The sequence below is a fragment of the Agrobacterium sp. SORGH_AS_0745 genome, assembly GCF_030818995.1.
Lineage (GTDB): Bacteria > Pseudomonadota > Alphaproteobacteria > Rhizobiales > Rhizobiaceae > Agrobacterium > Agrobacterium tumefaciens.
Map to the genome: position 1 here is coordinate 2,630,649 of NZ_JAUTBI010000003.1, position 24,035 is coordinate 2,654,683.

The following is a 24,035-nucleotide window of genomic DNA, read 5'->3' on the forward strand; positions in this document are numbered from 1 at the left end:
GCATAAACCCGCCCCGAAAAGAGCTTTTCGGAACGGTAGAAGTATTCCCGCATGCCTTAACGAAGGCAACGCACAAATCCGTTCCTTACATAATTGTAATTTGTGATGAATTGTCGTCGAAAGCGCACTGACGGCCATTTCTGTCGCAAACATTCGCCAATCCGGTAATCTGCAGCTGAAATAGCCATGACCGGAGGAATGCATGAGCACCGTAACGAAAGCCGAAAATCCTGAAGCAAACCCGCGCGTCAAGGCTGTGTTCGACGATATCCGCACAACGCGGAAATCGGATTTCATCAACAATATGTGGCTCTACCTCGCCTTCGACCCCGATCTTCTGGAAAAGACCTGGGCCGAGGTCAAGGCGGTGATGGCCACACCTTCAGCGCTCGATCCGCTGGTGAAGGAAATGCTTTATATCGCCGTTTCCGTCACCAATGGCTGCTCCTACTGCGCCCACTCCCATACCGCGGCTGCAAAAGCCAAGGGCATGACGGGCGAACAGCATGCCGATCTCATGCGGGTCATCGCCGTTGCCGCCAAGACCAACCAACTGGCCGTGGCGCTGCAATTGCCGGTGGACGCGGCTTTTGATGCCGACAGGCGGGCCTGAGACGAAAAAACGTCTTGGAATAGGCGTTTTGACTGATGATACCGGAATAAAAGCAGAACACGGTTCTAGCCTTTATATCCCGAATCACTACATTGGGCCGCATGAGCAACAGTTTTGACGATATGCCGTTCTTCGACGAAGAACCTGAGGCGCCGCGCAAGGCGACGAACAATGCCGATGCAGGCAACGCCGGCGGGCTTGGCATTGCCGCGCGCGCCATGGCGGCACGCGATCAGGCCCGGCCCACGCCCGACTATCTTTCCGGCCTCAACCCGGAGCAGCGCGAAGCCGTGGAGACACTGGACGGCGCGGTTCTGGTGCTTGCGGGCGCCGGCACCGGCAAGACCCGCGTTCTCACCACCCGCATCGCCCATATTCTGGCGACCGGACGCGCCTATCCCAGCCAGATTCTGGCCGTGACCTTCACCAACAAGGCCGCCCGCGAGATGAAGGAACGTATTGGCGTTCTGGTCGGCGGCGCGGTTGAGGGCATGCCCTGGCTCGGCACTTTCCACTCCATCGGTGTAAAGCTCTTGCGTCGCCATGCCGAACTCATCGGCCTGAAGTCTGATTTCACCATTCTCGACACCGACGATGTGGTGCGGCTGATCAAACAGCTTATCCAGGCCGAAGGTCTTGATGACAAGCGCTGGCCGGCCAAACAATTCGCCGGCATGATTGACGGCTGGAAGAACAAGGGGCTGACGCCGCCGGATATTCCCGAAGGCGATTCCCGCGCCTTTGCCAATGGCAAGGGCCGCGAACTTTACACGGCCTATCAGAACCGGCTGAAAACGCTGAACGCCTGCGATTTCGGCGATCTTCTGCTGCACCCCATCAGCATCTTCCGCCGCAATCCCGATATTCTGAAGGAGTACCACCAGAAATTCCGCTACATTCTGGTGGACGAGTATCAGGACACCAATACGGCGCAATATATGTGGCTCAGGCTTCTTGCCCAGCGCCCCAAAGGCGAGCCGCAAAACGTCTGCTGCGTCGGCGACGATGACCAGTCGATCTATGGCTGGCGCGGCGCCGAAGTGGACAACATCCTGCGCTTCGACAAGGATTTTCCCGGTGCCAAGGTCATCAAGCTGGAGCGCAACTACCGCTCCACCGGGCATATTCTGGGCACCGCCGGCCATCTGATCGCCCATAATGAAGGGCGTCTCGGCAAGACCCTGTTCACCGAGCGCAGCAGCCCCGACGATGAGAAGGTCGTGGTGCATGCGGCCTGGGATTCCGAAGAGGAAGCCCGCGCCGTCGGTGAAGAAATCGAGCAGCTTCAGCGCAAGAACCACAAGCTGAACGACATGGCCATTCTCGTTCGCGCCTCCTTCCAGATGCGCGAGTTCGAAGACCGTTTCGTCACGCTTGGCCTCAATTACCGCGTCATCGGCGGTCCGCGCTTCTACGAGCGTCTCGAAATCCGCGATGCCATGGCCTATTTTCGCCTTGTCTGCCAGCCGGCCGACGATCTGGCCTTCGAGCGCATCGTCAACACCCCCAAGCGCGGCCTGGGCGACACGACCATCCGCAATCTGCATGATTACGCCCGCGCCCGCGACATTCCGATGCTGGCGGCAGCGACCGACATCATCGAGACCGACGAGCTGAAACCGAAAGCGCGCAAGGCGCTGTTCGACGTGGTGCAGGATTTCCGCCGCTGGCAGGGGCTTCTGGAAAACACCGAACACACCACGCTTGCCGAGCAGATCCTGGACGAAAGCGGCTATACTGCCATGTGGCAGGCCGACAAGACGGCGGAGGCGCCCGGCCGACTGGAAAACCTGAAGGAACTCATCCGCTCGATGGAGGCCTTCGAGAGCCTGCGCGGTTTCCTCGAGCATGTCGCGCTCGTCATGGATGCCGAGCAGAACGAAAATCTAGATGCCGTCTCCATCATGACGCTGCATTCCGCCAAGGGGCTGGAATTCGACACCGTCTTCCTTCCCGGTTGGGAAGAAGGTCTGTTCCCGCACCAGCGGGCGCTGGACGAAGGCGGCCGCTCCGGTCTGGAGGAAGAACGTCGTCTAGCCTACGTCGGCATCACCCGCGCCAAGAAGCTATGCCATATCTGGTTCGTATCGAACCGGCGTATCCATGGCCTGTGGCAATCCACCCTGCCCTCGCGTTTTCTCGATGAACTGCCGCCAGCGCACGTGGATGTCGCGGCATCCGACAGCAATTACGGTGGTTACGGCGGACGCGGCGGTTATGGCCAGTCCCGTTTCGACAAGGCGGAACCCTTCGCTAACAACTACTCCACCCCCGGCTGGAAACGTGCCCAGGCCAACAAGTCCGACGCGACCCGCGATAACTGGGGCACACGCTCCGGCCATGCGGTAGAGCGGATTGGTTATGGTGAAAGCGGGCCCCGCGCCCGCACGATCGACGGCGAACTGGTGGCCAAATCGGTTGCCGACACACCGTCGAAATTCGTGGTCGGAGACCGCGTTTTCCATATCAAATTCGGCAATGGCAACATCTCCGCCATCGAGGGTAACAAATTGACCATCGATTTTGACCGCGCCGGACAAAAGCGTGTGCTGGATGGATTTGTGGAAAAGGTTTGATTCGACAACTATGAGTGTGCGAATGCAGTTTTTTCCATAGCCCCCGTCACGCCGTTGCAATAAAGGAGTTGCAACAAGGTGCAGAAACCGGGCGAGGACTGCTTTGCATATTTTACCGAAAAGCGGCGCGCAAGCTTGCCGTTTTCCTGATCAATATGGACAGCGCCACCAAGCGCCTCGAGGACATGAACGCACGCCTCGACGCCATCGGGCTGAAGGCAGAGCGGGTCCCGGGCGTCAATGGCCGTGAGCTGAATTATCCTATCCCGGAATTCAGCGAGCTTTCCTACATGCTCATGCATGGCCGCCGCACCTCGCCGCCGGAAATCGGCTGCTATCTCAGCCATGTCGCCTGTGCCAACAGGTTCATGGGCAGCGATGCCGATATCGCGCTCATTCTTGAAGACGATGTCGTCTTCGAAAAGGATTTCCTGGAAGCAATCGACGAGGCGATAGTGAATGGAAGCGACTGGGATCTGCTTCGGCTGACCACGGTCAGCAACGGTCGCAAGTTTCCGTTCCGCAAGCTCGTTGGCGGGCGCTCACTCGCAATTGCGTTGACGCGGGAAAAGGGTTCGGGCGCATATCTCGTCAACCGCCGCGCCGGCAAATGGATCTCGAAGCTGATCCCCATGCGGCTTGCCTACGATATTGCCTTCGACCTGGAATATCTCGCTGGCCTGAAGGCAGCCTTCATTTACCCACTCTGCGCCACGCAGGATGCGGACGGGGAAAGCCAGATCCAGAACAATCTGCGGATATACCGTCTGCCCCGCTGGCGCTACTTCACCGTGCTGCCCTACCGCGCTTTTCTGGAAACCAGCCGTTTCCTCATGCGCAGCCTCCGGTTTGCCGTTGCCAAGCTGACCGTTGCGCTGGAGCGCGGCAAGGGCAAGACCGTTCCCACCGGCAATTGACTGCGCTGGCCTACACTTCGCCGGGCGTGAACCCAACCAGGTAGACCGCGGCGATCACAGCTGCGAGAGTGAAAATCGAAATGACGAAAATCGTCATCCGGTTCAAGGGTTTGCGCGTCGTTTTCTTCATGGTGGAATAATGCGAAGCGCGCGTACTGGTTCCCTACGGATTGTCAGCTTTTGCGTGCGGTAACCTGTGAGACAGGTAATCCCGCATCTGCTCCATTGCCTCCTCGCGCGTCAGACCGCCGGACTGCAATCCTGAGCGCAACCAGAGGCCGTCGATAAGCGAAGTGATCCCGAGCGCGACAGTTGCGCAGTCTTGCCTCGGCACGAGATGCACCAAAGCCGACAAAAGATTGGAGCGCATCCGCGCATGGATCACCTTCTGGATCCTGGCGAGCTGCGGCTCGCGCGGAACCTCGGCGCAAAGCGATAGCCAGGCGTGGCAGATCGAGGGCTGAAAGAAGCTCTCGTCGAAATTCGCCTCGATAATCGCATCGAGCCGCTCACGCGGACTGACCGCCCGATTGAGGCGCGCCACCACGGCCTCCTTCAGCTTCACATTGGCTTCGCGCATCGCGTGCTCGAACAGTTCCTGCTTGTTGGCGAAATAATGCAGCACGATGCCTTTTGAGGCGCCTGCCTGCGCCGCCACCCTTTCAAGCGTGGCACCCGCCATTCCCTCACGCTGAAGAACTTCGAATGCAGCCCGCCTCAGCTCCGCCCGGCGAATATCGCTTATCTTGGTCAGTCGCATCTTTGTCTCCTTGCGTGAGCAATATTGACAAATTTTCCGTAAAGATCAATTATTGTCCCACCGGTCAATCTAATGACCCAATAGACAAAAAAGGTGGAACAATGAAAAAATGGGCAGGTGTTTTTTCGGCCGCGATGGTTTTGACGACCGTCGGCACTTCCGCGCTCGCATCGGATGCTGAAACTTGCAAGGTTGTGCGACTGGCCGAGCCGGGCTGGAACGATCTTGCTTTCACCACCGGCATCGCCATGTCGCTGTTGAAATCACTGGGATATGAGCCGCAAAGCCAGCTTCTTGGGATCGACGTCATCTACACGAGCCTAAAGAGCAAGGATCTCGACGTCTTTCTGGGCTATTGGAACCCGGCAATGGTGAACTACTACAAGCCTTACAAGGAAGACGGATCGGTCGAAAAAGTCCGAACCAATCTTGTAGGCGCCAAATACACTTTCGCGGTTCCGACCTATGTTTGGGATGCCGGCGTCAGGGATTTCTCCGACCTGCAAAAATTCGCGGACAAGTTCGACAGCAAGCTCTACGGCATCGAACCGGGCTCCAACCAGTTGATGCTGGATGCCGTCAACGATCCGGCACTGGGACTGCACAATTGGGAAGTGGTCGAGTCCAGCGAACAGGGCATGCTTTCGCAGGTAACCCGTTTCGCCCGCAACAAGTCTTTCATTGTTTTCCAGGGGTGGGCGCCGCACCCGATGAACAGCAAATTCGACATCAAGTACCTGACGGGCGGCGATAAATTTTACGGGCCCGATTTCGGCGCTGCAACAGTCGATACGCAGGTACGCAAAGGCTACCTGCAGGAATGCCCGAATGTGGCGAAGCTGCTCGACAATCTCGCATTCGACGTGGAGTACGAGAACAAGGGCATGGACTATATCATGAACGGTGGAATGTCCCCGGAAGACGCGGCAAGGCAGGCGATCAAGGATGAGCCGCAACGACTGGACGCCTGGCTGAAGGGCGTATCGACGTTCGACGGGCAAGATGGTCTCACTGCCGTAAAGGCGGGGATCGGCCTGTGACGGCAATATTGCAGGATGATTGGGAGAAGCGGAAGCAATATGTAGAATTGCCCCGCGGTCGCCAGCTGGCTTTCATCGACACCGGCGGTCCGGGCCCAGTCCTGCTGATGCTGCATGGTTTTTCGGACACCAGCCGCAGCTTCTCCATGCTGGAGCCTTTTTTCAGCGAATACAGGCTCATCGTTCCTGACCTGCCCGGACACGGGGTTTCCTCGGCGGGACAGAGCCTGCATGTCGCTGATTTCGCCGTAACGGTCGATCGGTTTCTAACGCTCCTGGGTATTTCACGGCTGTTTCTGCTCGGCCACTCCATGGGTGCGATGACCACTATCGAACTTGCCGCCCGGCGAGGCGACACGATCCGGGCTCTTGCCCTCATCTCGGCAACGCTTGAGCCGGATTTTGGCGCGGAAAGCCAGTTGACCAGAGATATTCTCGCACTTCGGGACCCAATCGGACCCAATAGCGGCTTTCTGCGCGGCTGGTATTCGTGCAGTCAGCCAGTCGACGATGATTTTTTGTCGAAAATGAAACAGGATGCCGCCAACATGCCGGCTGCCATCTGGCATGGCGTCGTTGAGCGCTTTGCGGATACAAACCTGCATCACAGCGCGTCCAGAATAAAAAAACCGGTACTGTGCCTCGCCGGTTTCGAAGACCCCCTTTTCGGCGCGTCGCATCGTCGAAAATTGGCCGCCGCCTTTCCCGATGCTCAAACCGTTACGCTCGATGGGCATGGCCACAATCCGCATTGGGAAAACCCGAAGGGCGTATCCACGCTGATCGCCGATTTTTTCGCAGATGTTATGTCAGACTGCGCTAAGTAAGAGGGTGGAGTGCGCTGGTTGCACATGTTTCTGGAAACAACTGACAAATCGATTTCGATTCAGGTGCCGATGTTGTAACGCTTCGCTGAATAATCATATTTTGGCTGGCCATGACAGAAACGACCCTTCCCCGCCTGAACCCGTTGCACCTTGCCGCCGCCTTCGCAAGCGGCTGTCTTCTGACATTGATGGTGCATTTCAACGGCCAGCTTGCGCATTACGGTAACGCACTTTTCTCCTCCTGGACTGCACACGGCACCGGCACGGTGGCGGCGCTGATCTATCTCGCGATCATGCGCCCGAAGACGGAGGCGGGTGCGCTGGCCAAACCGAAGGCGCCGCTCTGGGCCTATTGCGGTGGGGTGATTGGTGCGGCCATCGTCATACTCACGTCCACCGCCGTCAATTCGCCGCTTGCCCTCTCCGGCACCATCGCGCTCGGGTTGGGCGGACAGGTGATCTTCAGCCTTCTGGCCGATTTCTTCGGCCTGTTTGGCCTGCCCAAACGGCGGCCGGATTTGCGTGACATGGCGGCGGTGGCACTGATTCTCTGTGGCAGCGCACTTATTATCCTTGTCGGGAGAACGGCATGATCGTCTGGATAGCCATGGCGTTTACCGGCGGCGTCTTTGTGGCACTAAGCCGTCAGGTCAACGGCCGCCTCAGCCTGTCGAACTCACCGCTGATCGCCTCGTTCTGGAACCATATCGTCGGTTTCGGGGTATTGACCGTCATCGGCCTCATCGTCGGCGGCCTCATTCCGCCAGGCGCGGCCGACGCGCCGTGGCTTGCCTTTATCGGTGGCCCCATCGGTGTTGTCTTCATCGCTTCGGGAAGCTGGCTCATCCCCCGCATCGGCGCGGTCAATACCGCACTTCTCGTCATCAGCGGCCAGATGGTCTCAAGCGTCGTGCTCGACTTTTTCAGCGATCAGCCGCCGAAACTCTGGGCGAGCGCACTCGGCATTCTGCTGATTCTCGCCGGCATGGTGCTGACCCAGCGACGCGGCCGCTAGGGCATTTCTCCGGTAAAAATGTGCAGCGGTTTTACGTCCGGGAAAGCGTAAATCAGGTATCGCTGTCGCGTGAGAACATGCTGAGCAGGGTCTTGCCGCCACTCTTGCCACCGCTGCTTGCGAGCGTCGGGCGACCACCATTCAGCTTCGGCACCACGACCATGCGTTTGACTTCGCCACGTTTGAAGGCCGCAAGGAACCGGGAGTAATCCCGGAACACAACGCAGCCATTCGATTCACCGCGTTTCGCCAGCATATAGGTGTGGGCGAGAAGACCGTCGCGGCCATGCGGATTGACGCCATTTTCCGGTGTCAGACGGATTGCTTCGACGCCATGGAACCGCGCCTCGCGCATCGTCAGACGATAGCTGGAGGGCGGCGTCGAGCCGCGCATTCTCACATGAACATAGTCGGGGTTGTCGCGCATCTTGCCGATGCCCGAATGTGCCTCGAGCTTCTCGCCGTTCGGCATATGAACCAGGCCGGAGGAAATATCGTAGATCGCCGTGCCGTTGCCGCGATCCGGCCACGGAACCGCATCCATCTTGCTCGGCTCGCGCACCGGATTATCAGGTTTTGCAAAGGCGAGCATGCCGGCCGTGCCCTGCCGCGGCTGCTGGGGTGCACGCGCAGGCACCGGCGCATCGAAAGCAGGTGCGGAAGCAACGGCTGCCGGGTGTTCATCGGTCTTCGCTAGAACGGCGGGGCGGGGTGATGGCTCCACCGTTTCGGCAGCCGCAACCTCGGGCCGGAAGCTTGGCAAAGGGACGTCGTCCGGAAGCAGGCTGCTCGCCTCTTCCTCGATCTGCGGGCGCCCTAATGCCACTTCAAATGCCGGATGTTGCGATGCGGCGCTCTGATAGGCGACCTCTGTGGTGCGTCCAAGCGCCGAATCGACAATGGCGGAGGGCCGCAGCGCTGCAAGTTCCTTGACTGTCGCCTGCCCCTTCGCGTTCGCAGCCGCGCCAAAACGCTCGCGGAACTCCTTCTCGCCAATTTCGGGCATGATGCCGGCAAGGCGAACCGCCTTCTGCGGGCCATGGCTGTGGTCGCTCAGACGGGAAAATTTGCGGACGTGGATATCGCGTGCGGCTGCGCCGGAAATCGCAGCCTCGCCAGACTCCAGCCTCGCCACCAGCGTCTTCTCAAACTGCCCGACACCATGCGATGCGGCCGCCATCGTGTGAAGCGAGGCGAAGGCAGCAAAGGCGAACAGACCGGCAAAGGCACCACCGCCAAGCAGAGCGGACATTCGGCCAAGAGAAAAGGATTTGCCTCTCTTGAGGCAAGACGAACCGGCAAGACCGGCGCCATTATAAGCCGCAGCAGAATACGCCATGATACTCGTTACTCGAACCGTTCACGCACACCCGGGCAAAGCCGGAGGGATTTTGGGGCATCCGAACAGCGGGTGGACACCCGGCCGATTTCGGAACTGACTGGTTCGAAGCATGACGAATTATGGTAACCAAAGTGTTTACGAGTCCCTGCAAAAATAATTCGTTAAGGTCTGCGCATTATCGGGCGAAGGCAAAACAATGACTTGCGCGGGCTGGGCATGCATCTGCATCGCCTTTTCCCGGAAAATGCCCCGCAGGGCGTCATCGGCCTTTAAAGTTTACGTCGCCGCATCGTCAGGTAAATTCCGACTTTGCCGGAAATTTGCTGTAAATGCGGCAGGACTGCGACGGAGCAAATCTATGCCATCAGCCGTCAAGCACATACAAAGCTGGTAAGGGCACTTGATCCGTTGCTGCCGGCTTGGCATCCTGCCGGAAATAAGGGAGGCAAATCATGAAGGCGCTGCTGCTCATCGATATCCAGAACGGCTTTTGTCCGGGCGGCAATCTGGCTGTCGCCGATGGCGACCGGATCGTGCCCGTCGCCAATGCCCTGATCGACAATGGCGGTTACGATCTGATCGTCGCCTCGCAGGATTGGCACCCGGAAAATCACGGCAGCTTTGCCTCGCAGCATGTCGGCAAGAAGCCGTTCGATATGGGTGAACTCTCCGGCAAACCGCAGATGATGTGGCCCGACCATTGCGTGCAGGGCACGCCGGATGCGGAATTCCATCCCGACCTCAAGACGGAGGCTTTCGACTATATCCAGCAGAAAGGCGAAAATCCCGCCGTCGACAGCTATTCCGCCTTTCGCGACAATGATCAGGGGGCAACGACAGGTCTTGCCGATTATCTGACGCGCCAAGGCGTAACCCAGCTCGACATATGCGGGCTCGCCACCGATTATTGCGTCAGTTTCTCGGTGCTCGATGCCCTCGACATGCTGCCTGGCGTCAAGGTCCGTTTCATCGAGGATGCCAGCCGCGGCATCGATCCCCAAGGTATACAGGCGTCGATTGCGGCCATGCGGGAAAAAGGCGCCACCATCCTCAAAAGCCGCGACATTTTGCGCGACTGAGGGCCGGTCATCGCAGCCTCGGCTTCTCCAGCACGTCGATATCGCCTGCCGCATCCTCCAAACGCCGAAGGATCGCGGCATGCGCATCCTTGAGCCCCTGATTGTAGAAGACATATCCGACTTCTTCGGCCAGAAAGTCGACGAAGATTTCCGCCTGCAGCAAGCCGATCTCGGTTTCGGTCTCCCGGGCCAGATACTCCCGAACACGCGCGGCCAGCACGGCCCTTTCCTGCTTCTCCAGCATTGATCCTCCATTATTCAATCGTTTGGGCGGGGAGCAAAAACCGGGTGAGGCCTTCCGTCCGACGTCGCGTATCGGCGCTACCGTAACGGAAGCTTCAAGGGAATCAATCGATCCATTCATGCAATTTGTTTGCCAGCCGGCCGGGACGGCGATAGAGCGGCGGGCAAGGAGTTCCTGAACAATGTCCAATGCAGATTTCCGCGAAGGCCTCAAAAGCGGCTTTCCGATCGCCCTTTCCGCCGCTCCCTTCGGCGCGCTGTTCGGCGCGGTCGCGGTCGATAACGGGCTGAGCGTCGCCGAAGCGACGATCATGAGCGGCACCGTCTATGCCGGTGCCAGCCAGCTGGTCGGCATCGAATTATTCGGCCAGAAGGTAGCCCCCTGGCTGATCGTTCTATCGGTCTTTGCCGTCAATTTTCGCCATATTCTCTATTCGGCCGCCATTGCCAGAATGATAAGCAACTGGACTTTCCTGCAAAAGGCCATCGGGTTCTTCGTACTGGTGGATCCACAATTCGCCGAGTCGGTCAGGAAATACGAAAACACCGGCGTGGTCGGTTTCGCCTGGTACATGGGCTTCGCCACGCCGATCTATATTCTGTGGCTGGTGATGACGATTGTCGGCGCATCGCTCGGCAATCTCGTCGGCGACCCGAAAGCCATCGGCCTTGATGTGCTGTTGCCGATCTATTTCATGGGCATGGTTTTGAGCTTCCGCCAGCGGGAGAATTTTTACCCGGTGATGCTGGCAAGCGCTCTTGGCGCAACCGTTGCCTATCACATCGTCGGCTCGCCCTGGCATGTCAGCCTCGGCGCGCTTGCCGGCATTCTCGTCGCAGTCGTCTATCCGCCGAAACCAACCGGCGAGGCCAATTCCGAAAGCAAGGTGGAAACGCCATGAGCGATCTGCTGCACGCCGACACGCTGATCCTGATCGCGCTCGCCACCGTCGCCACCTATCTTACCCGCATCGGCGGTTATGTTCTGATGACGCGGATGAAATCCATCCCGCCGCGCATGGAGGCGGGATTGAACGCCGTTCCCGTGGCGGTTTTGACGACCCTTGTCGCACCCGCCTTTTTTGAAGGCGGATACGAGGTGAAGATCGCCATGGTGGCCGCTCTTCTGGTCTGCCTGCGTTTCCCCGGCCTGACGATGCTGGCCATTGGCTGGGCCATCGTCGTCGCCATCAGGCACTTTTCTATCCTTTAAGCGTTCCGCGCCAGAGGCTGCGTGGCCGCAACAAGCCACACCTTCACCTCTTCATCCGCGATCAAAGGCGAGAGCTTTTCCAGAACGCCGACGTGATAGGCATTCAGCCAGTCCAGTTCGTCGTCGGTCAAAAGTGCCGTGATGACCAGCCTGCGATCGATAGGGCACCAGGTCAGGGTCTCAAAGGACAACATCGGCTGATCGCCGCCCGCGACTTCCGCCGCCTCGCGCACATAGATCAGGTTTTCGATGCGGATGCCAAAAGCGCCGGGGCGGTAATAACCGGGCTCATTCGACAGAATCATGCCCGGCAGAAGTTCCTGCGTCGAAAGCCGAGAGATACGCTGCGGCCCCTCATGCACCGAAAGATAGGAGCCGACGCCGTGGCCGGTGCCATGAGCATAATCCGCACCGGCCTTCCACAGCGCGATACGCGCCAGGGGATCGAGATCGCAACCACGCGTTCCCTTGGGAAACCGTGCGTCGCTGATGGCGATCACGCCCTTCAGCACCAGCGTGAAGAAACGCCGCTGATCTTCCGGGACATTGCCGATTGCCACGGTGCGGGTGATGTCAGTGGTGCCGTTGACATATTGCGCGCCGGAATCGACGAGGAACATCTCACCATCGCCAAGTGTCCGGTCCGTATCGGTGGTGACGCGATAATGGATGATGGCGGCATGTTCGCCCGCGCCCGAAATCGTATCGAAAGACACGTCCTTCAGAGGATTCTGGAGAGACTGCCCCACCTTGGCGCGCGCAGCCTCCAGCGCCTTCACGGCCGCGATTTCGGTAACGCTGCCCGGTTGCTGACGATCCAGCCAGCACAGATATTCAACCATAGCCGCGCCGTCCTGCACATGTGCCGCTGCCGAGCCGGCAAGCTCCGCCGCGTTCTTGCACGCGCGCGGCAAGCGGACGGGATCGGCCTCCTCGATCAAGGTGCCACCCGCCGCCGTAATCGCCCCTGTCAGCGCCACAGGCGTCAGATCGGCGTCCACCATGACGCGGCCCTTGGCGCTGGCAATGGCGTGCAGACGATCGGCGATATTCGATGGCGGCAATTGCGTCGCCAGCTGTGCCAGATAGGCCTCGGCCTCGATACCGGTCTTGCGTTTGTCGAGAAAAATATCAGCCTTGCCATCCGCATAGATGATGGCGCGGGCAAGCGGATGCGGCGTGTGCGGCACATCGTTGCCGCGAATATTGAAAATCCAGGCAATGGAAGACGGATCTGTCACCAGCAGGGCATCGGCTCCCTTGGCCGACACCGTCTCTGCCAGCGAGGCGATCTTTTCCTTCGCCAGCTTGCCGGTGAAGGCTTCCGGCTGGATGACGACAGGCTCCAGCGGTTCGGACGGGCGGTCGTGCCACAGGGCATCGAGTGGGTTGTTTTCGAGCAGGACGACGGAACCGCCCTTCCCCGCAAGCGCCTTTTCCAGCCGCTTCAATTCAGCGCCGGTATGCAGCCACGGATCGATCCCGAGCCGAAAGCCCGCAGCCCCGTGCTCCGACAACCAGACGGAAGGCGGGGCACCGACCAGATCACCACCGCTGAACACCGATTGATCGACCTGCGACTTCAACTGCGTGGTATAGCGACCATCGACAAACACCACCGCCTCTGCGCGCGTTACCAGCGCAATGCCGGCAGAGCCGGTAAATCCGGTCAGCCATGACAGACGCTCAGATGATTCAGGTACATATTCGCCCTGATATTCATCGGCACGCGGCACCAGGAAACCATCGATACCAAGGGCGTCGAAACTGGCACGCAGCGCCTCGACGCGGGCCTTGCCGAATTGCGGCGCGGATTTGTTTTCGAAGGTCTGGAACATGGGCATCTTTCGGGAACTGTCATGAGGAAAGCTGGTCGATAACGCCGTCAAATCATTGGCGCGCAACGACAATGCCATGCCGGCAAACCCGGTTTCAAGCCATATGTGCCATCAACCATTACGACAGGCACGTGCGCTGCCATTTACCCCAAAGGCCGAGACAAGACGCCGCTTAATTGAGCAATTTTCCCAAAATAAGTAATATTGAAAAGCCGAAGACATGTGAAAAACGCATACCTACCTTGAAGCAAGACCCCTAACCAAACAAAAACACATCGCTTATCTTCAAGCCAACACAGCGAGAGACACACTCTCCTGGCAAACAAGGATTTGAAGCAATGGCAAAATCTTTCCTCCGCACCGCTTTCGATCGCGTCATTGAAGCACGCGAGCGTCAGGTCAGCCGCCATGTCAACGCAGCCCTGCTTAACCTCGACGACAAGTCGCTCGAAGCGCTCGGCATGAACCGCGCCGAACTTCGCCGCACCGCAAAGTCCAGCTACGTATTCTGATCACTTCGGGCGCGGCGATCCTCCCTCCACCGCGCAGGAACAGGAATACGTCGACCCGCTTGAGCGATTCTCCTCCAATATGCTCGCGGGTTTTCAGGCGGCGCGAAAGCGCCGCCTTTTCTTTGTCCGGAAACGAATGCTGCTAAAGCGTCAGTCCTTGCGCAGATGCAGCGTGACCCAGCCATTGCGCCAGATGGTGCGGACGTGGGAGAGCCGCGCGCCATTATAGGCCGCAAGCACCTTCCAGCGCTGCGATGCGAGAATCCCCGAAAGAATGACGGTGCCGCCCGGCGCCAGATGCGTGACAAGCTGCGGCGCCATCTTGATGAGCGGCCGCGCCAGAATATTGGCGATGATGAGATCGAACGGGCCGTATTTGCGGAAAGCGTCGGAGTGGAAGCCCGGAGCGGTTTCAAGCGCTAGCCCGGAGACGATGCCGTTCAGCCGCACATTCTCCCTGGCCACGCGCACCGCGATGGGATCAATGTCCGTTGCGAGTACCGGAATATGGCGCATCTTGCGCACGGCAATTGCCAATACACCGCTGCCGGTGCCGAGATCGAGCGCATTGCGCACGGTCCGCGCCCGCAGAACATCCTCGATCATCTCAAGGCAGCCCGCTGTCGTGCCATGATGGCCGGTGCCGAAAGCCTGACCGGCCTCGATCTCGATGGCCAGATCGTTGGGCTTGATCTTATCGCGATCATGCGCGCCGTGAACGATGAAGCGCCCTGCCCGTACCGGTTTCAACCCCTCAAGCGACTTGGCGATCCAGTCGATGTCGGGAACGATCTCCTTTTCGATGGCGAGGCCGGGAAAGGCGGGAGCCAGCAAGGTGTCGATGCGCTCGCGGAATTCGTCTTCCTGCTCGGCCATCAGGTAAACCGAAGCTTCCCAGATGTCGCGTTTCTCATCCACCTCGGTGGTGGCGATCGCGACATCCTCCTCGCCGAAATAGTCCGACATGAGATCGAGGATTTCACCGGCCTTGATTTCGGTCGTGGTGACGTAAAGTCGGATTTCGCTCACGGCAGGCTGCTTTCTCTAGCTAAGGTTCTTAAGGCTTGCATTTGCCACAAAACCTCCACCAGTCCAATAAGCCAGGCACAATTATGCCGTCTCGTTCAGCCCTTCAGCAGATTCTGGAGCTTCTGCTCGGCAACATCGGGGTTCTCGCCATAGGCGATGGTGCCGGAAAAACGACCATTGGCGTCAAGCAGGATGACGGAAGCCGTGTGATCCATGGTGTAGTCACCATTCGGATCCTTGTCATCGACCGGCACCTTCTTGGCATAGATGCGATAGCCTTTCAGCGTTTCGGCAATCTTGTCGGCCGGACCGGTGATGCCGGTGATCCGCTTCGAGACGTTGGAGACATATTGCTGCATGAGCTCAGGCGTATCGCGCTCGGGGTCTACGGATACGAAATAGGCCTGCAGCTTGTCGCCGGCCGGGTCTACCTTCTCCATCCAGCCGTTCAGCTCGAACAACGTCGTTGGGCAGACTTCCGGGCAATGGGTGAAACCGAAAAAGAGCGCCGTGGGCTTGCCCTGAAACGCCTTTTCGGTGATCGGCTGACCGTTCTGCGCCGTGAGTTCGAACGGCACGCCATAGGCCGTTTCCACCATTTCCTCACGGGTCTTGGTCATTTCGAGCGTCAACCAGCTGACGACACCGACAAGAACGACAACCACGGCCCACAATACGATGCGAATATTTCTCATTGTCCTAATCCTACCCCCGAAGCCCGGCCGCATGACGTGGGCCTCCATCGTCTGATAACGAACAGCGGTGGCGACGGCAAATCAACTGGGCGTATTTGCGTAAACCGCGCTGATTTGTCACAAAGCCGGGACGGGACGGCAGATTACAGACACCAGGCGATGCCGCTTTGCACGGCGGAGAGGAAAATATCCGTGCCGTGTCGCACCCAGCCATCAAAGGCAAAAAGCACGACGGCAAGCGAGGCCGCTACCGCAAGGCTTGCAAGAATAAACTTCAGCGGATTGGCAACGAGTGCGTTCATGCGTCTGTTATAACCTGTTTGCACCGGCACGAAAACCGCCAAAATACTGGGTTTTGCGAGCGCGGCACCGTCAATTGTTAGGGAAAGTTTAAAATCTTGCTGTGCAATATGGCCATAGCGGTTTTTAAGTTCCGACATGATGTCTCCCGGTCCACTCCGGCCACCGCATAAAGCTCAATCATGCATGGGCCTGCCTAAGAGCCGCCAGAGGAAACCTGCCGTCATGTCCAACGCCATCAAGCAATCCGGCGCATATCTCGAAATCGTTTCCTTCCATCTCGGCGGTCAGGAATTCTGCATCGACATCATGGCGATCCGCGAAATCCGCGGCTGGGCACCGGTTACCCCGATGCCGCACACGCCGCCTTATGTTCTCGGCCTCATCAACCTACGCGGCGCCGTCATCCCCGTCATCGACATGGCAGGCCGCCTCGGCATGAAAATGACCGAACCCTCCGAGCGCTCCGCCATCATCGTCACCGATATCGGCGGCAAGCTGGTCGGGCTTCTGGTGGAACAGGTCTCCGACATGATGACCATCCGCTCCGAAGATCTGCAGCCCGCGCCCGACATCATTCCCGAAGAACAGCGCAACTTCTGCCGCGGCATCGTGGCGCTGGAAAAGAGCATGGTGTGCTTCCTCAACCTCGACACCGTGATTGCCGACGAGCTGGCGCGCGAAGCGGCTTAATAGAGCCGGTGAGGTTTTGATAATATAACGGCAGGTTCCACAGCTTGCCCTGAGGGGCACGGCAGGGTCGGAAACCTCTCCTCCGTCATGCTCGGGCCTGTTCCGAGCATCTAAAACCTATCGATTTTACGATACGTGATTGTATCCTCGGGACAAGCCCGAGGATGACGTCGCGGGTTATGGTGTCAGCAGTACCGAGGGCAAAGCCTCAAGGCTTGCCCTTTTCCCACGTCACCTGCTGGTTATAGAGAGGCACCGTCGAAATCGCCATCTTGGCCGAGCCATCCTTCAGCTCGCGCGCATGGACCAGATAGATCAGCGTGTCATTCGCCTTGTCGTAAACGCGACTGACGACCAGCTTCTTCCACACCAGCGACATGCCCTGCCGGAACACCTCTTCGCCGCCCTTCGACAGATCGATATCACCGATTTCGACCGGTCCCGTCTGGCTGCACGAAATGGCGTTGTTGGAAGGGTCCTCAAACCAATTGCCATTCTTCAGCCGGTCGATGACGCCACGATCGAAATAAGTGACATGGCAGGTCACGCCCTTGATCTTGGGATCGGCAATAGCCTCGATGACGATATCGTTGCCGATCCAATCGACACCGACCTTACCGACGACCTCCGAATGCGCAACCGTCACCGGAAACAATACCAGAAAGCCTGCAAACAAACCCGAGAGCGTTTTCATCGTCATCGCATGTTCTCCGTTATGCTACTTCAAACATAAGTGCCGGGAACGGTTACGCAACCCGCGAGACAACACGTTTTTTCATGCTGCACGGCTGATAGCCCGTGGGAGTAAGACGGCCGGCAACCATGCCGATCTTTTCCGGCAGGTCACGGATATGGTCAACGCGCAACGCCCTGGCCGCCGCAATCGATGCCGCAGCGCAGACGACAGCATCTTCGGCGGCGTTATGGTGCACGAAACGCAGCTGGAGGTGATGGGCAATCACATTCAGCTTGTGCGACGCCAGCTGCGGCCAGACATGGCGGGCAATCTTGACGCTGCACAGATAGGAAAGATCAGGATAGGACTGCCGGTATTTGTCGAAGGATGCCCGCATGACGCTGAAATCGAAGGCGGCATTGTGGGCAATCATCGTGGCGCCGTGGAAATCGTCGATGAATTCTTCCATCACATCAGGGAATTCCGGCGCATCCTCTACATCGGCAGGGCGAATACCGTGCACGGCAATATTGAAGGGCGAGAACCGCATGTCCTTCGGCCGGATGAGCCGTTCCTCGACGCGAACGATCTCACCGTCTTCTATCCACGCAAGCCCGATGGAGCAGGCGCTACCCCGTTCCTCATTGGCGGTCTCGAAATCGATGGCGATGGTTTTCAAGAGTGATTCCCGTTGTTTCATTCCGGCATAGACCGGATTGGCGTCAAAGAGAACCGGCTTCGGCAGATCCCGCTTCCGCAAGCATCCAGTCAAGCAACCTCACAAGATCGGGATTATCAAGCATGCGCCGCGGATAAACCAGGAAATAGGCAAGCGTGCTGGCAATGTCCGTGCCGAAGGGAGCTATCAGCGCTCCCTCGGCAAGTTCGCGGGAAACAAGCGAGCGTCGCGTCAGCGCAACACCATGCCCGGCCTTGGCCGCGTCCAGCGCGCCGTTGCTGTCGATGAACACGGTGCCCCCGGAAGCATCGACCTCTGTAGCCCCCGCCGTTTCCAGCCAGCGCCGCCACTCGTTGCGGTTTTCATCGTGCAGAAGCGGCACGCATTTCAGATCACCGGCCACCCGAAGCGGGCCATATTTTTCAAAAAGTTGTGGTGAGCAGACCGGCAAGGTGCTGTCGTCTATGAATCGGATGCTTTCCAGCCCTTCATAGCGACCAAAACCGTGACGCACGGCCAGATCGACATCGTCCCTTGAGAAATCCACCAGCCGGTTCGTCACGCTGATACGAACATCGACTTGCGGATGTTGTTGCTGAAAGCCGGGCAATCTCGGCATCAGCCATTGCACCGCAAAAGTTGGCGTGCAGCTTAACGTCAAGACCGTAATCTCTGATCGCGCCGTCAGTTCCGCCGTCGCCTCGCGCATCATTCGGAATGCGGTGCGAAGGGAACCGTAATACCGCTCCCCTTCCCTCGTCAGCTGGATGCTGCGCGGCTTGCGGACAAACAGCTGCACGCCAAGGCGGGCTTCCAGCTCCCGGATTTGCAGGCTGACCGCGCCGGGGGTGACGTTCAACTCGTTGGAGGCAAGCGTGACACTGCGGTAGCGCGCCGCAGCCTCAAAGGCCTGCAATCCTTTCAAGGAAGGGAGTTCTGCAACCATGGTTTAGCTGAGCTCAATTATCCGACGAGAAACTATCGTTTGAAAACAGCATAATATGAGGAGTAAATAGATGCAACGGGCACGGACGGAACCAAGATTGCCAGACGACTGATTGAGCTAAACTCAACCGATATCGGGTGGCTGAACGTGGCGTTCTCTGTGACTATTTCAATTTTCCAGCGGTGGGAGAGACGAAGGTGGCAATACAAAAACAGATGGATGCCAGCGAATGGGGGATGCTTGTGGCGCTCTCGCTGCTGTGGGGCGGATCGTTCTTTTTCATCGGCATTGCCGTCAAGGAACTGCCGCCCGTCACCATCGTCACGCTGCGTGTCAGCCTCGCTGCCACGGCACTGCTGATCGTCTGCCGCATCATGGGCCTTCATCTGCCACGGCAATGGGCCGTATGGCGCGCCTTTTTCGGCATGGGCCTGCTCAACAACATCATTCCCTTCTGCCTGATCGTCTGGGGCCAGACCCATATTGCCAGCGGGTTGGCCTCGATCCTCAATGCGACGACGCCGCTCTTTACCGTCATCGTCGCCCATTTCCTCACCGCCGACGAGAAGATGACGGGCAACAAGCTGGCGGGTGTTCTCATCGGTTTTGCCGGCGTGGCGACAATGATCGGCCCGGCAGCCTTTGGCGGTGCGATCTCCGGCCTCTGGGGTCAGATTGCCATTCTCGGCGCAGCGATCTCCTATTCTTTCGCGGGCATATTCGGCCGCCGCTTCAAGGCCATGGGCGTGCCGCCACTGATGACCGCCACCGGCCAGATATCGTCTTCGACACTGATGCTGATCCCCGCCGCGCTCCTCATTGACAAGCCTTGGACGCTTGCCATGCCGAGCCTCGGCACCTGGGGCGCACTCATCGGTATCGCGCTCTTGTCCACGGCCCTGGCCTACCTCATCTTCTTTCGCATCCTTGCAACTGCCGGCGCCACCAATCTCGCGCTCGTCACCTTCCTCATTCCCGTCAGCGCCATCCTTCTCGGTTCGCTCATTCTCGGAGAACAGCTGGAAATCAAGCACTTCGCTGGAATGGCGATGATTGCCGCCGGCCTTGCCGCGATTGACGGCAGGCTGCCGGCAAAACTAAGAGATTTCCTGCGCAAGGCACCCGCTTGACAGTGACAGTTCGTAAAAGCATTCTCGCCATCATGATCGCTATCAAAACGACGACCACCCGCCATATGACGATGACCGGTCAACCGGCAGGGAAAGGCATGTCCGCGCACTGAGCGATCAACATCCACCCCTGCCGATAAGAGCAGGGGTGTCACGCCTGCTCCGAACGCGGCACAAGGAGACAGGCATGAACATGAAACCAGCGGATATTACAAACAAGCCATTCGATCTGAAGGACGTTGTCCTGCGCGCCACCCGGCTTGAAGACGTCGAAGCTTTGACGGAAATGCTCAACCTTCCCGGCGTCCGGCACGGCACGCTTCGGCAGCCTTTCCAGACAATTGAAAAGACGAGAAAATCGATAGAAAACCGAGCCCCTACCGACATCGTCATCGTCGCGGAGTGGCACGGAAAACTCGTTGGTAACGCCGGATTATACCGCAGAACGGGCAGACAGTACCATGTCGCCGATCTTGCGATGTCCGTTCACGACGATTTCGCCGGAAAGGGCGTCGGTTCAAGGCTTCTGACGGCACTCATCGACGCGGCCGACAACTGGCATGATATCCGCCGCATCGAACTGAATGTCTTCACCGACAATCTCGCCGCCCTCCGGCTCTATGAGAAACTCGGTTTCGAACGCGAGGGCACCTTGCGCAACGATGCCTATCGCGACGGCAAATATGTGGATGCCTACGTCATGGCGCGTCTGCGCTGATGTTTCAGGCGGACAAATGATCGGCAATCACTTCCCGAATGGTCCGACGTGACCATTCGGCCAGTTTCTCATCACGTCCACGTTGAGCCTCAAGCGTGATCAACGCCTTCCACAGCGCCCAGCCGCGCCCGCGCTGCCATGTGGCATTGTCGAGATCCATCGCCTGGCGAAAGACGTTCCGGCTTTCGGCGTCGAGCACGTTCCATGCCAGAATGAGATCGGAAGATGGGTCTCCGACGCCGGAACTGCCGAAGTCTATGACGGCTGAGAGGCGGCCATCTCTCACCAGCAGATTGCCTTCGGCAATATCGCCATGCACCCAAACGCCCTGGCCCTGCCAGCTGCTCGAAAGAGCAAGCTGCCATATTTCCATGGCCAGCCTCTGATCGACCTCATCGGCGAGGCGCAACGTCGCCGCCCTCGCCTCGCCGTCATAGACCGCAAGCGACCCACCGCGGTGGAAATTTTGCTCGCCCGCAAGCGGACCATCCGTCGCATCGATGCCCTGCAGGGATTTCAAAAACGCTGCTACGTCGACGGCTATTGTTGCGAGATTTATATGCCCAAGATGCCGGGCGAGAGGCTCGCCATCAAGCCAGCCATAAACGGACCATGGAAACGGATAATCTTGTCCCGGCTCCCCAATCGCCAATGGCTTTGGGATCGGAAGAGGCAAAAGAGGCGCAAGCTTCGGCAGCCAGCGATGCTCCTTCTCCACCTGTGCCACATAGCGGCCAGCGCTCGGCAGGCGAACGAGCATATTATCACCAAGGCGGAAGCTGCGATTATCCCAGCCGCTCAGTTCCACTGGCCTGACATCAAGCTCCGCCCATTGCGGAAACTGGCTTGCGATCAGCGCTCGCACCTGCTGCCTAGAGATGACGATGCGGTCATCCATGTCCCGTCCCCCGTTTCAGGATGAGACCCATAGCGGCGCGAAACAACGAGGCGATGACGGTGCTTCAGCCACCGATCAGCGCCAGCCACTCGTCCTCGTCCATGGTCTGAACGCCCAGCTCCGCCGCCTTGGCAAGCTTGGAACCTGCCCCCGGCCCGGCCACCAGAATATCCGTCTTCTTCGATACGGAGCCGGCCACCTTGGCGCCCAGACTTTCCGCACGGGCCTTGGCCTCGTCGCGCGTGAATTTTTCCAGAGACCCCGTAAAGACCACCGTCTTGCCCGCTACCGGGCTGCCTTCGGTCGAGGGCTTCTCGGCCTCCTTCGGCCGCAGCTCTCGTATCAGCCGGTCGATGACATCGAGATTGCGCGGTTCCTTGTAGAATTCGATGATGGCGCGCGCCACGACCTCGCCGATGCCATCGATACTGTTGAGTTCGGCCCAGGCATCGCTCGCCGGGTCGGCTGCCGCCTTCATGGCTTCCTCGAAATGCTCATAGGTGCCATAGGAACGCGCCAGAAGCTTCGCCGTGGTTTCACCGACATGACGAATGCCGAGAGCGAAGATAAGCCGATGCAGATCGATCTCGCGGCGGGCATCGATGGCATCGAACAGTTTCTTGACACTGACCTTGCCGAAGCCATCTATGTTTTCGAGCTTGGTAAGATGCGATGCCTCCTGCCGCGCCTTCAGCGTGAAAATATCAGGCGCGGTCTTGATGGAGAGGGCCGGATCCTCGCTTTCGAAGAAGAAATCGATCTGCTTGGTACCCAACCCCTCGATATCGAAGGCATTGCGCGAAACGAAATGTTTCAGATGCTCGACCGCCTGCGCCCGGCAGACGAAACCGCCGGTGCAGCGCGTGACCGAATCGAGCTTGCCGGTCTTTTCATTGCGCTCCCGCACCGCATGGCTGCCGCACACAGGACATTTCTCCGGAAACGCATATTTCACCGCCTCAGCCGGTCGCTTCTCCAGAAGAACATCCAGCACCTGCGGAATGACATCGCCTGCACGCTGCACGATGACAGTATCGCCAACGCGGATATCATGATCCTCGGGCCGAATGCGCTCGCCGCTATTGCCGATACCCTCGATGTAATCGGCATTGTGTAGCGTCGCATTGGTGACGACGACGCCGCCGACGGTAATCGGGGTGAGACGCGCAACCGGTGTCAGCGCGCCGGTGCGCCCTACCTGGATTTCAATGTTCTCGACCGTGGTGAAGGCCTGTTCTGCCGGAAACTTGTGTGCGGTGGCCCAGCGCGGGCTGCGCGAACGGAAACCCAGCCGTTCCTGAAGGTCAAGCCGGTCGACCTTGTAGACCACGCCGTCGATATCATAATCGAGATCGGGTCGCGCGACGCCGATTTCATTATAATGTTCAAGCAATTGTTCGGCAGAGGTGAATCGCTTCATCAGCGGATTGACCGGGAAACCCCATTCCCGGAATTTCTCGACGATACCATATTGCGTGTCGGCAATCCGCGTCGGCTGGCCGCCATTGGAGACCTCGCCAAGCGCATAGGCAAAGAACCGCAGCTTGCGTTTCGCCGTCACATTGGCGTCAAGCTGGCGCAGCGAACCGGAGGCCGTGTTGCGCGGGTTCACATAGGTCTGCTTGCCATCGGCCTCCATCTGGGCATTGAGCGCCATGAAGTCGCTCTTGGCCATATAGACCTCGCCGCGCACCTCCACCACATCGGGTACATCGGCAGGCAGCTCGTTCGGAATTTCCTTGATGGTCTTGATATTGGCGGTGACGTTCTCGCCCGTCGTGCCGTCGCCGCGTGTTGCCGCCGTCTTCAGCTTGCCGTTCTCGTAGCGGATGGACATGGAAAGTCCGTCGATCTTCGGCTCGGCGGTAAAGGCAATCGAATCATCCGGCAGGTGCCCGAGGAAGCGGTAAACCGAACTGACGAAATCGCGCAGATCACCTTCAGAAAACGTATTGTCGAGTGAAAGCATCGGCCGCGCATGCACGATGGGCGCGAAGGTGGGAAGCGGCGTGAAGCCGACTTTCTTCGAAGGGCTGTCGGCCCGCACCAGCGCCGGGAAAGCCGCCTCTATGGCATCGTTGCGCCGCTTCAGCGCATCGTAGGCCGCGTCCGAAATTTCCGGCGCGTCCTTGCCATGATAAAGCGCATCGTGGCGGGAAAGCTCGGCTGCCAGAAATGCCAGCTCGGAAGAGGCCTCAAGCTCGGTCAGGGTTTCGACGGGAATCTGGTCTTTCGACATGGAAGAAGCCTCACGGATGAATCTGCAATGCTTTTAGCGAATTATTGGCAAACGCAA

25 protein-coding genes and 1 pseudogene are annotated in these 24,035 nt (G+C 58.7%); 14 read left to right on the top strand and 12 right to left on the bottom strand.

All coding sequences use genetic code 11. The features are described 5' to 3' along the window. The first annotated feature begins 202 nt into the window (after positions 1–202). The 3 genes and pseudogenes from QE432_RS22670 to QE432_RS22680 all read left to right on the top strand — a co-directional run bounded on the left by QE432_RS22670 (position 203) and on the right by QE432_RS22680 (position 4,106). Positions 203–613, top strand: coding sequence for a carboxymuconolactone decarboxylase family protein (locus tag QE432_RS22670; protein ID WP_013636487.1), 411 nt, complete (start codon positions 203–205; stop codon positions 611–613). A gap of 101 nt (positions 614–714) precedes the next feature. Continuing rightward, the gene (locus tag QE432_RS22675) at positions 715–3,189 is read left to right on the top strand and encodes an ATP-dependent helicase (protein ID WP_306625809.1); all 2,475 of its coding nucleotides are present in this window, start codon (positions 715–717) and stop codon (positions 3,187–3,189) included. Between the two features lie 103 nt (positions 3,190–3,292). Then, a pseudogene (locus QE432_RS22680) lies at positions 3,293–4,106 on the top strand (glycosyltransferase family 25 protein). Between the two features lie 163 nt (positions 4,107–4,269). On the opposite strand, the gene betI reads toward QE432_RS22680, so the two are convergent. Beyond that, complete coding sequence (gene betI, locus QE432_RS22685; RefSeq protein WP_111783548.1) at positions 4,270–4,866, bottom strand: choline-binding transcriptional repressor BetI; 597 nt, start codon at positions 4,864–4,866, stop codon at positions 4,270–4,272. 101 nt (positions 4,867–4,967) lie between these two features. On the opposite strand from betI, the gene QE432_RS22690 reads away from it, so the two are divergent. The 4 genes from QE432_RS22690 to QE432_RS22705 all read left to right on the top strand — a co-directional run bounded on the left by QE432_RS22690 (position 4,968) and on the right by QE432_RS22705 (position 7,748). Beyond that, on the top strand, positions 4,968–5,906 hold the full coding sequence (locus QE432_RS22690; RefSeq protein ID WP_003513158.1) for a choline ABC transporter substrate-binding protein: 939 nt from the start codon (positions 4,968–4,970) through the stop codon (positions 5,904–5,906). After that, the gene (locus QE432_RS22695) at positions 5,903–6,733 is read left to right on the top strand and encodes an alpha/beta fold hydrolase (protein ID WP_306625813.1); all 831 of its coding nucleotides are present in this window, start codon (positions 5,903–5,905) and stop codon (positions 6,731–6,733) included. Before QE432_RS22690 ends, QE432_RS22695 begins: the two co-directional genes overlap by 4 nt. Before the next feature lie 110 nt (positions 6,734–6,843). Beyond that, complete coding sequence (locus QE432_RS22700) at positions 6,844–7,326, top strand: DMT family transporter (RefSeq protein ID WP_162633711.1); 483 nt, start codon at positions 6,844–6,846, stop codon at positions 7,324–7,326. After that, positions 7,323–7,748, top strand: coding sequence for a DMT family transporter (locus QE432_RS22705; protein ID WP_003513163.1), 426 nt, complete (start codon positions 7,323–7,325; stop codon positions 7,746–7,748). The genes QE432_RS22700 and QE432_RS22705 overlap by 4 nt, the downstream gene beginning before the upstream one ends. Before the next feature lie 52 nt (positions 7,749–7,800). On the opposite strand, the gene QE432_RS22710 is transcribed toward QE432_RS22705, so the two are convergent. Continuing rightward, a complete protein-coding gene (locus QE432_RS22710; RefSeq protein ID WP_013636492.1) occupies positions 7,801–9,087 on the bottom strand; it encodes a DUF2778 domain-containing protein in 1,287 nt (428 codons plus the stop codon). A 455-nt stretch (positions 9,088–9,542) separates the two neighbouring features. Between QE432_RS22710 and pncA the strand changes: the two genes are divergently transcribed. Then, entirely contained in the window at positions 9,543–10,169 is a 627-nt protein-coding gene (pncA, locus tag QE432_RS22715) for a bifunctional nicotinamidase/pyrazinamidase (protein ID WP_013636493.1), read from the top strand. A gap of 7 nt (positions 10,170–10,176) precedes the next feature. Here pncA and QE432_RS22720 read toward each other — a convergent pair whose 3' ends face one another. Beyond that, the gene (locus tag QE432_RS22720) at positions 10,177–10,413 is read right to left on the bottom strand and encodes a DUF2164 domain-containing protein (RefSeq protein ID WP_025594024.1); all 237 of its coding nucleotides are present in this window, start codon (positions 10,411–10,413) and stop codon (positions 10,177–10,179) included. 181 nt (positions 10,414–10,594) lie between these two features. On the opposite strand from QE432_RS22720, the gene QE432_RS22725 reads away from it, so the two are divergent. Together QE432_RS22725 and QE432_RS22730 are read left to right on the top strand one after the other, a co-directional pair. Beyond that, positions 10,595–11,314 (top strand): AzlC family ABC transporter permease, encoded by a 720-nt coding sequence (locus tag QE432_RS22725; protein WP_306625815.1) that lies wholly within the window; start codon positions 10,595–10,597, stop codon positions 11,312–11,314. Next, the gene (locus QE432_RS22730) at positions 11,311–11,625 is read left to right on the top strand and encodes an AzlD family protein (protein WP_003513172.1); all 315 of its coding nucleotides are present in this window, start codon (positions 11,311–11,313) and stop codon (positions 11,623–11,625) included. Before QE432_RS22725 ends, QE432_RS22730 begins: the two co-directional genes overlap by 4 nt. Here QE432_RS22730 and QE432_RS22735 read toward each other — a convergent pair. Beyond that, entirely contained in the window at positions 11,622–13,463 is a 1,842-nt protein-coding gene (locus tag QE432_RS22735; protein ID WP_306625817.1) for an aminopeptidase P family protein, read from the bottom strand. The two genes, QE432_RS22730 and QE432_RS22735, sit on opposite strands and share 4 nt — an antisense overlap. Before the next feature lie 338 nt (positions 13,464–13,801). On the opposite strand from QE432_RS22735, the gene QE432_RS22740 reads away from it, so the two are divergent. Beyond that, on the top strand, positions 13,802–13,975 hold the full coding sequence (locus QE432_RS22740; protein ID WP_003513176.1) for a hypothetical protein: 174 nt from the start codon (positions 13,802–13,804) through the stop codon (positions 13,973–13,975). 150 nt (positions 13,976–14,125) lie between these two features. Here the strand turns inward: QE432_RS22740 and QE432_RS22745 are convergent, their stop codons facing one another. The 3 genes from QE432_RS22745 to QE432_RS22755 form a co-directional block, all read right to left on the bottom strand. Beyond that, entirely contained in the window at positions 14,126–15,004 is an 879-nt protein-coding gene (locus tag QE432_RS22745) for a 50S ribosomal protein L11 methyltransferase (RefSeq protein ID WP_003513177.1), read from the bottom strand. Between the two features lie 95 nt (positions 15,005–15,099). Beyond that, positions 15,100–15,699 carry a cytochrome oxidase assembly protein Sco gene (sco, locus tag QE432_RS22750; RefSeq protein ID WP_003513179.1) on the bottom strand — a complete coding sequence of 200 codons (600 nt, stop codon included), beginning with the start codon at positions 15,697–15,699 and terminating at the stop codon, positions 15,100–15,102. Positions 15,700–15,842: 143 nt separating this feature from the next. Then, on the bottom strand, positions 15,843–16,139 hold the full coding sequence (locus QE432_RS22755; RefSeq protein ID WP_306625819.1) for a hypothetical protein: 297 nt from the start codon (positions 16,137–16,139) through the stop codon (positions 15,843–15,845). An 85-nt stretch (positions 16,140–16,224) separates the two neighbouring features. On the opposite strand from QE432_RS22755, the gene QE432_RS22760 reads away from it, so the two are divergent. Continuing rightward, complete coding sequence (locus QE432_RS22760; protein WP_003513183.1) at positions 16,225–16,692, top strand: chemotaxis protein CheW; 468 nt, start codon at positions 16,225–16,227, stop codon at positions 16,690–16,692. Positions 16,693–16,900: 208 nt separating this feature from the next. Here the strand turns inward: QE432_RS22760 and QE432_RS22765 are convergent, their stop codons facing one another. Genes QE432_RS22765 through gcvA form a run of 3 tightly spaced genes read right to left on the bottom strand, consistent with a single transcriptional unit; the run spans position 16,901 to position 18,993 of the window. Continuing rightward, complete coding sequence (locus QE432_RS22765) at positions 16,901–17,392, bottom strand: CreA family protein (RefSeq protein WP_003513184.1); 492 nt, start codon at positions 17,390–17,392, stop codon at positions 16,901–16,903. A gap of 46 nt (positions 17,393–17,438) precedes the next feature. Continuing rightward, positions 17,439–18,047 (bottom strand): 3'-5' exonuclease, encoded by a 609-nt coding sequence (locus QE432_RS22770; RefSeq protein ID WP_003513186.1) that lies wholly within the window; start codon positions 18,045–18,047, stop codon positions 17,439–17,441. A 43-nt stretch (positions 18,048–18,090) separates the two neighbouring features. After that, complete coding sequence (gcvA, locus tag QE432_RS22775; RefSeq protein ID WP_306625821.1) at positions 18,091–18,993, bottom strand: transcriptional regulator GcvA; 903 nt, start codon at positions 18,991–18,993, stop codon at positions 18,091–18,093. 197 nt (positions 18,994–19,190) lie between these two features. Here gcvA and QE432_RS22780 point away from each other — a divergent pair, with 197 nt between their 5' ends. Then, a complete protein-coding gene (locus tag QE432_RS22780; protein ID WP_025594031.1) occupies positions 19,191–20,123 on the top strand; it encodes a DMT family transporter in 933 nt (310 codons plus the stop codon). 187 nt (positions 20,124–20,310) lie between these two features. Beyond that, a complete protein-coding gene (locus QE432_RS22785) occupies positions 20,311–20,841 on the top strand; it encodes a GNAT family N-acetyltransferase (protein WP_112154024.1) in 531 nt (176 codons plus the stop codon). 4 nt (positions 20,842–20,845) lie between these two features. Here the strand turns inward: QE432_RS22785 and QE432_RS22790 are convergent, their stop codons facing one another. Together QE432_RS22790 and ligA are read right to left on the bottom strand one after the other, a co-directional pair. Next, positions 20,846–21,739: an aminoglycoside phosphotransferase family protein gene (locus QE432_RS22790; protein ID WP_306625823.1), complete on the bottom strand. Its 894-nt coding sequence runs from the start codon at positions 21,737–21,739 to the stop codon at positions 20,846–20,848. Positions 21,740–21,803: 64 nt separating this feature from the next. Next, positions 21,804–23,978, bottom strand: a complete 2,175-nt coding sequence (gene ligA / locus QE432_RS22795) for an NAD-dependent DNA ligase LigA (protein WP_306625825.1) — start codon at positions 23,976–23,978, stop codon at positions 21,804–21,806. Positions 23,979–24,035 lie beyond the last annotated feature (57 nt).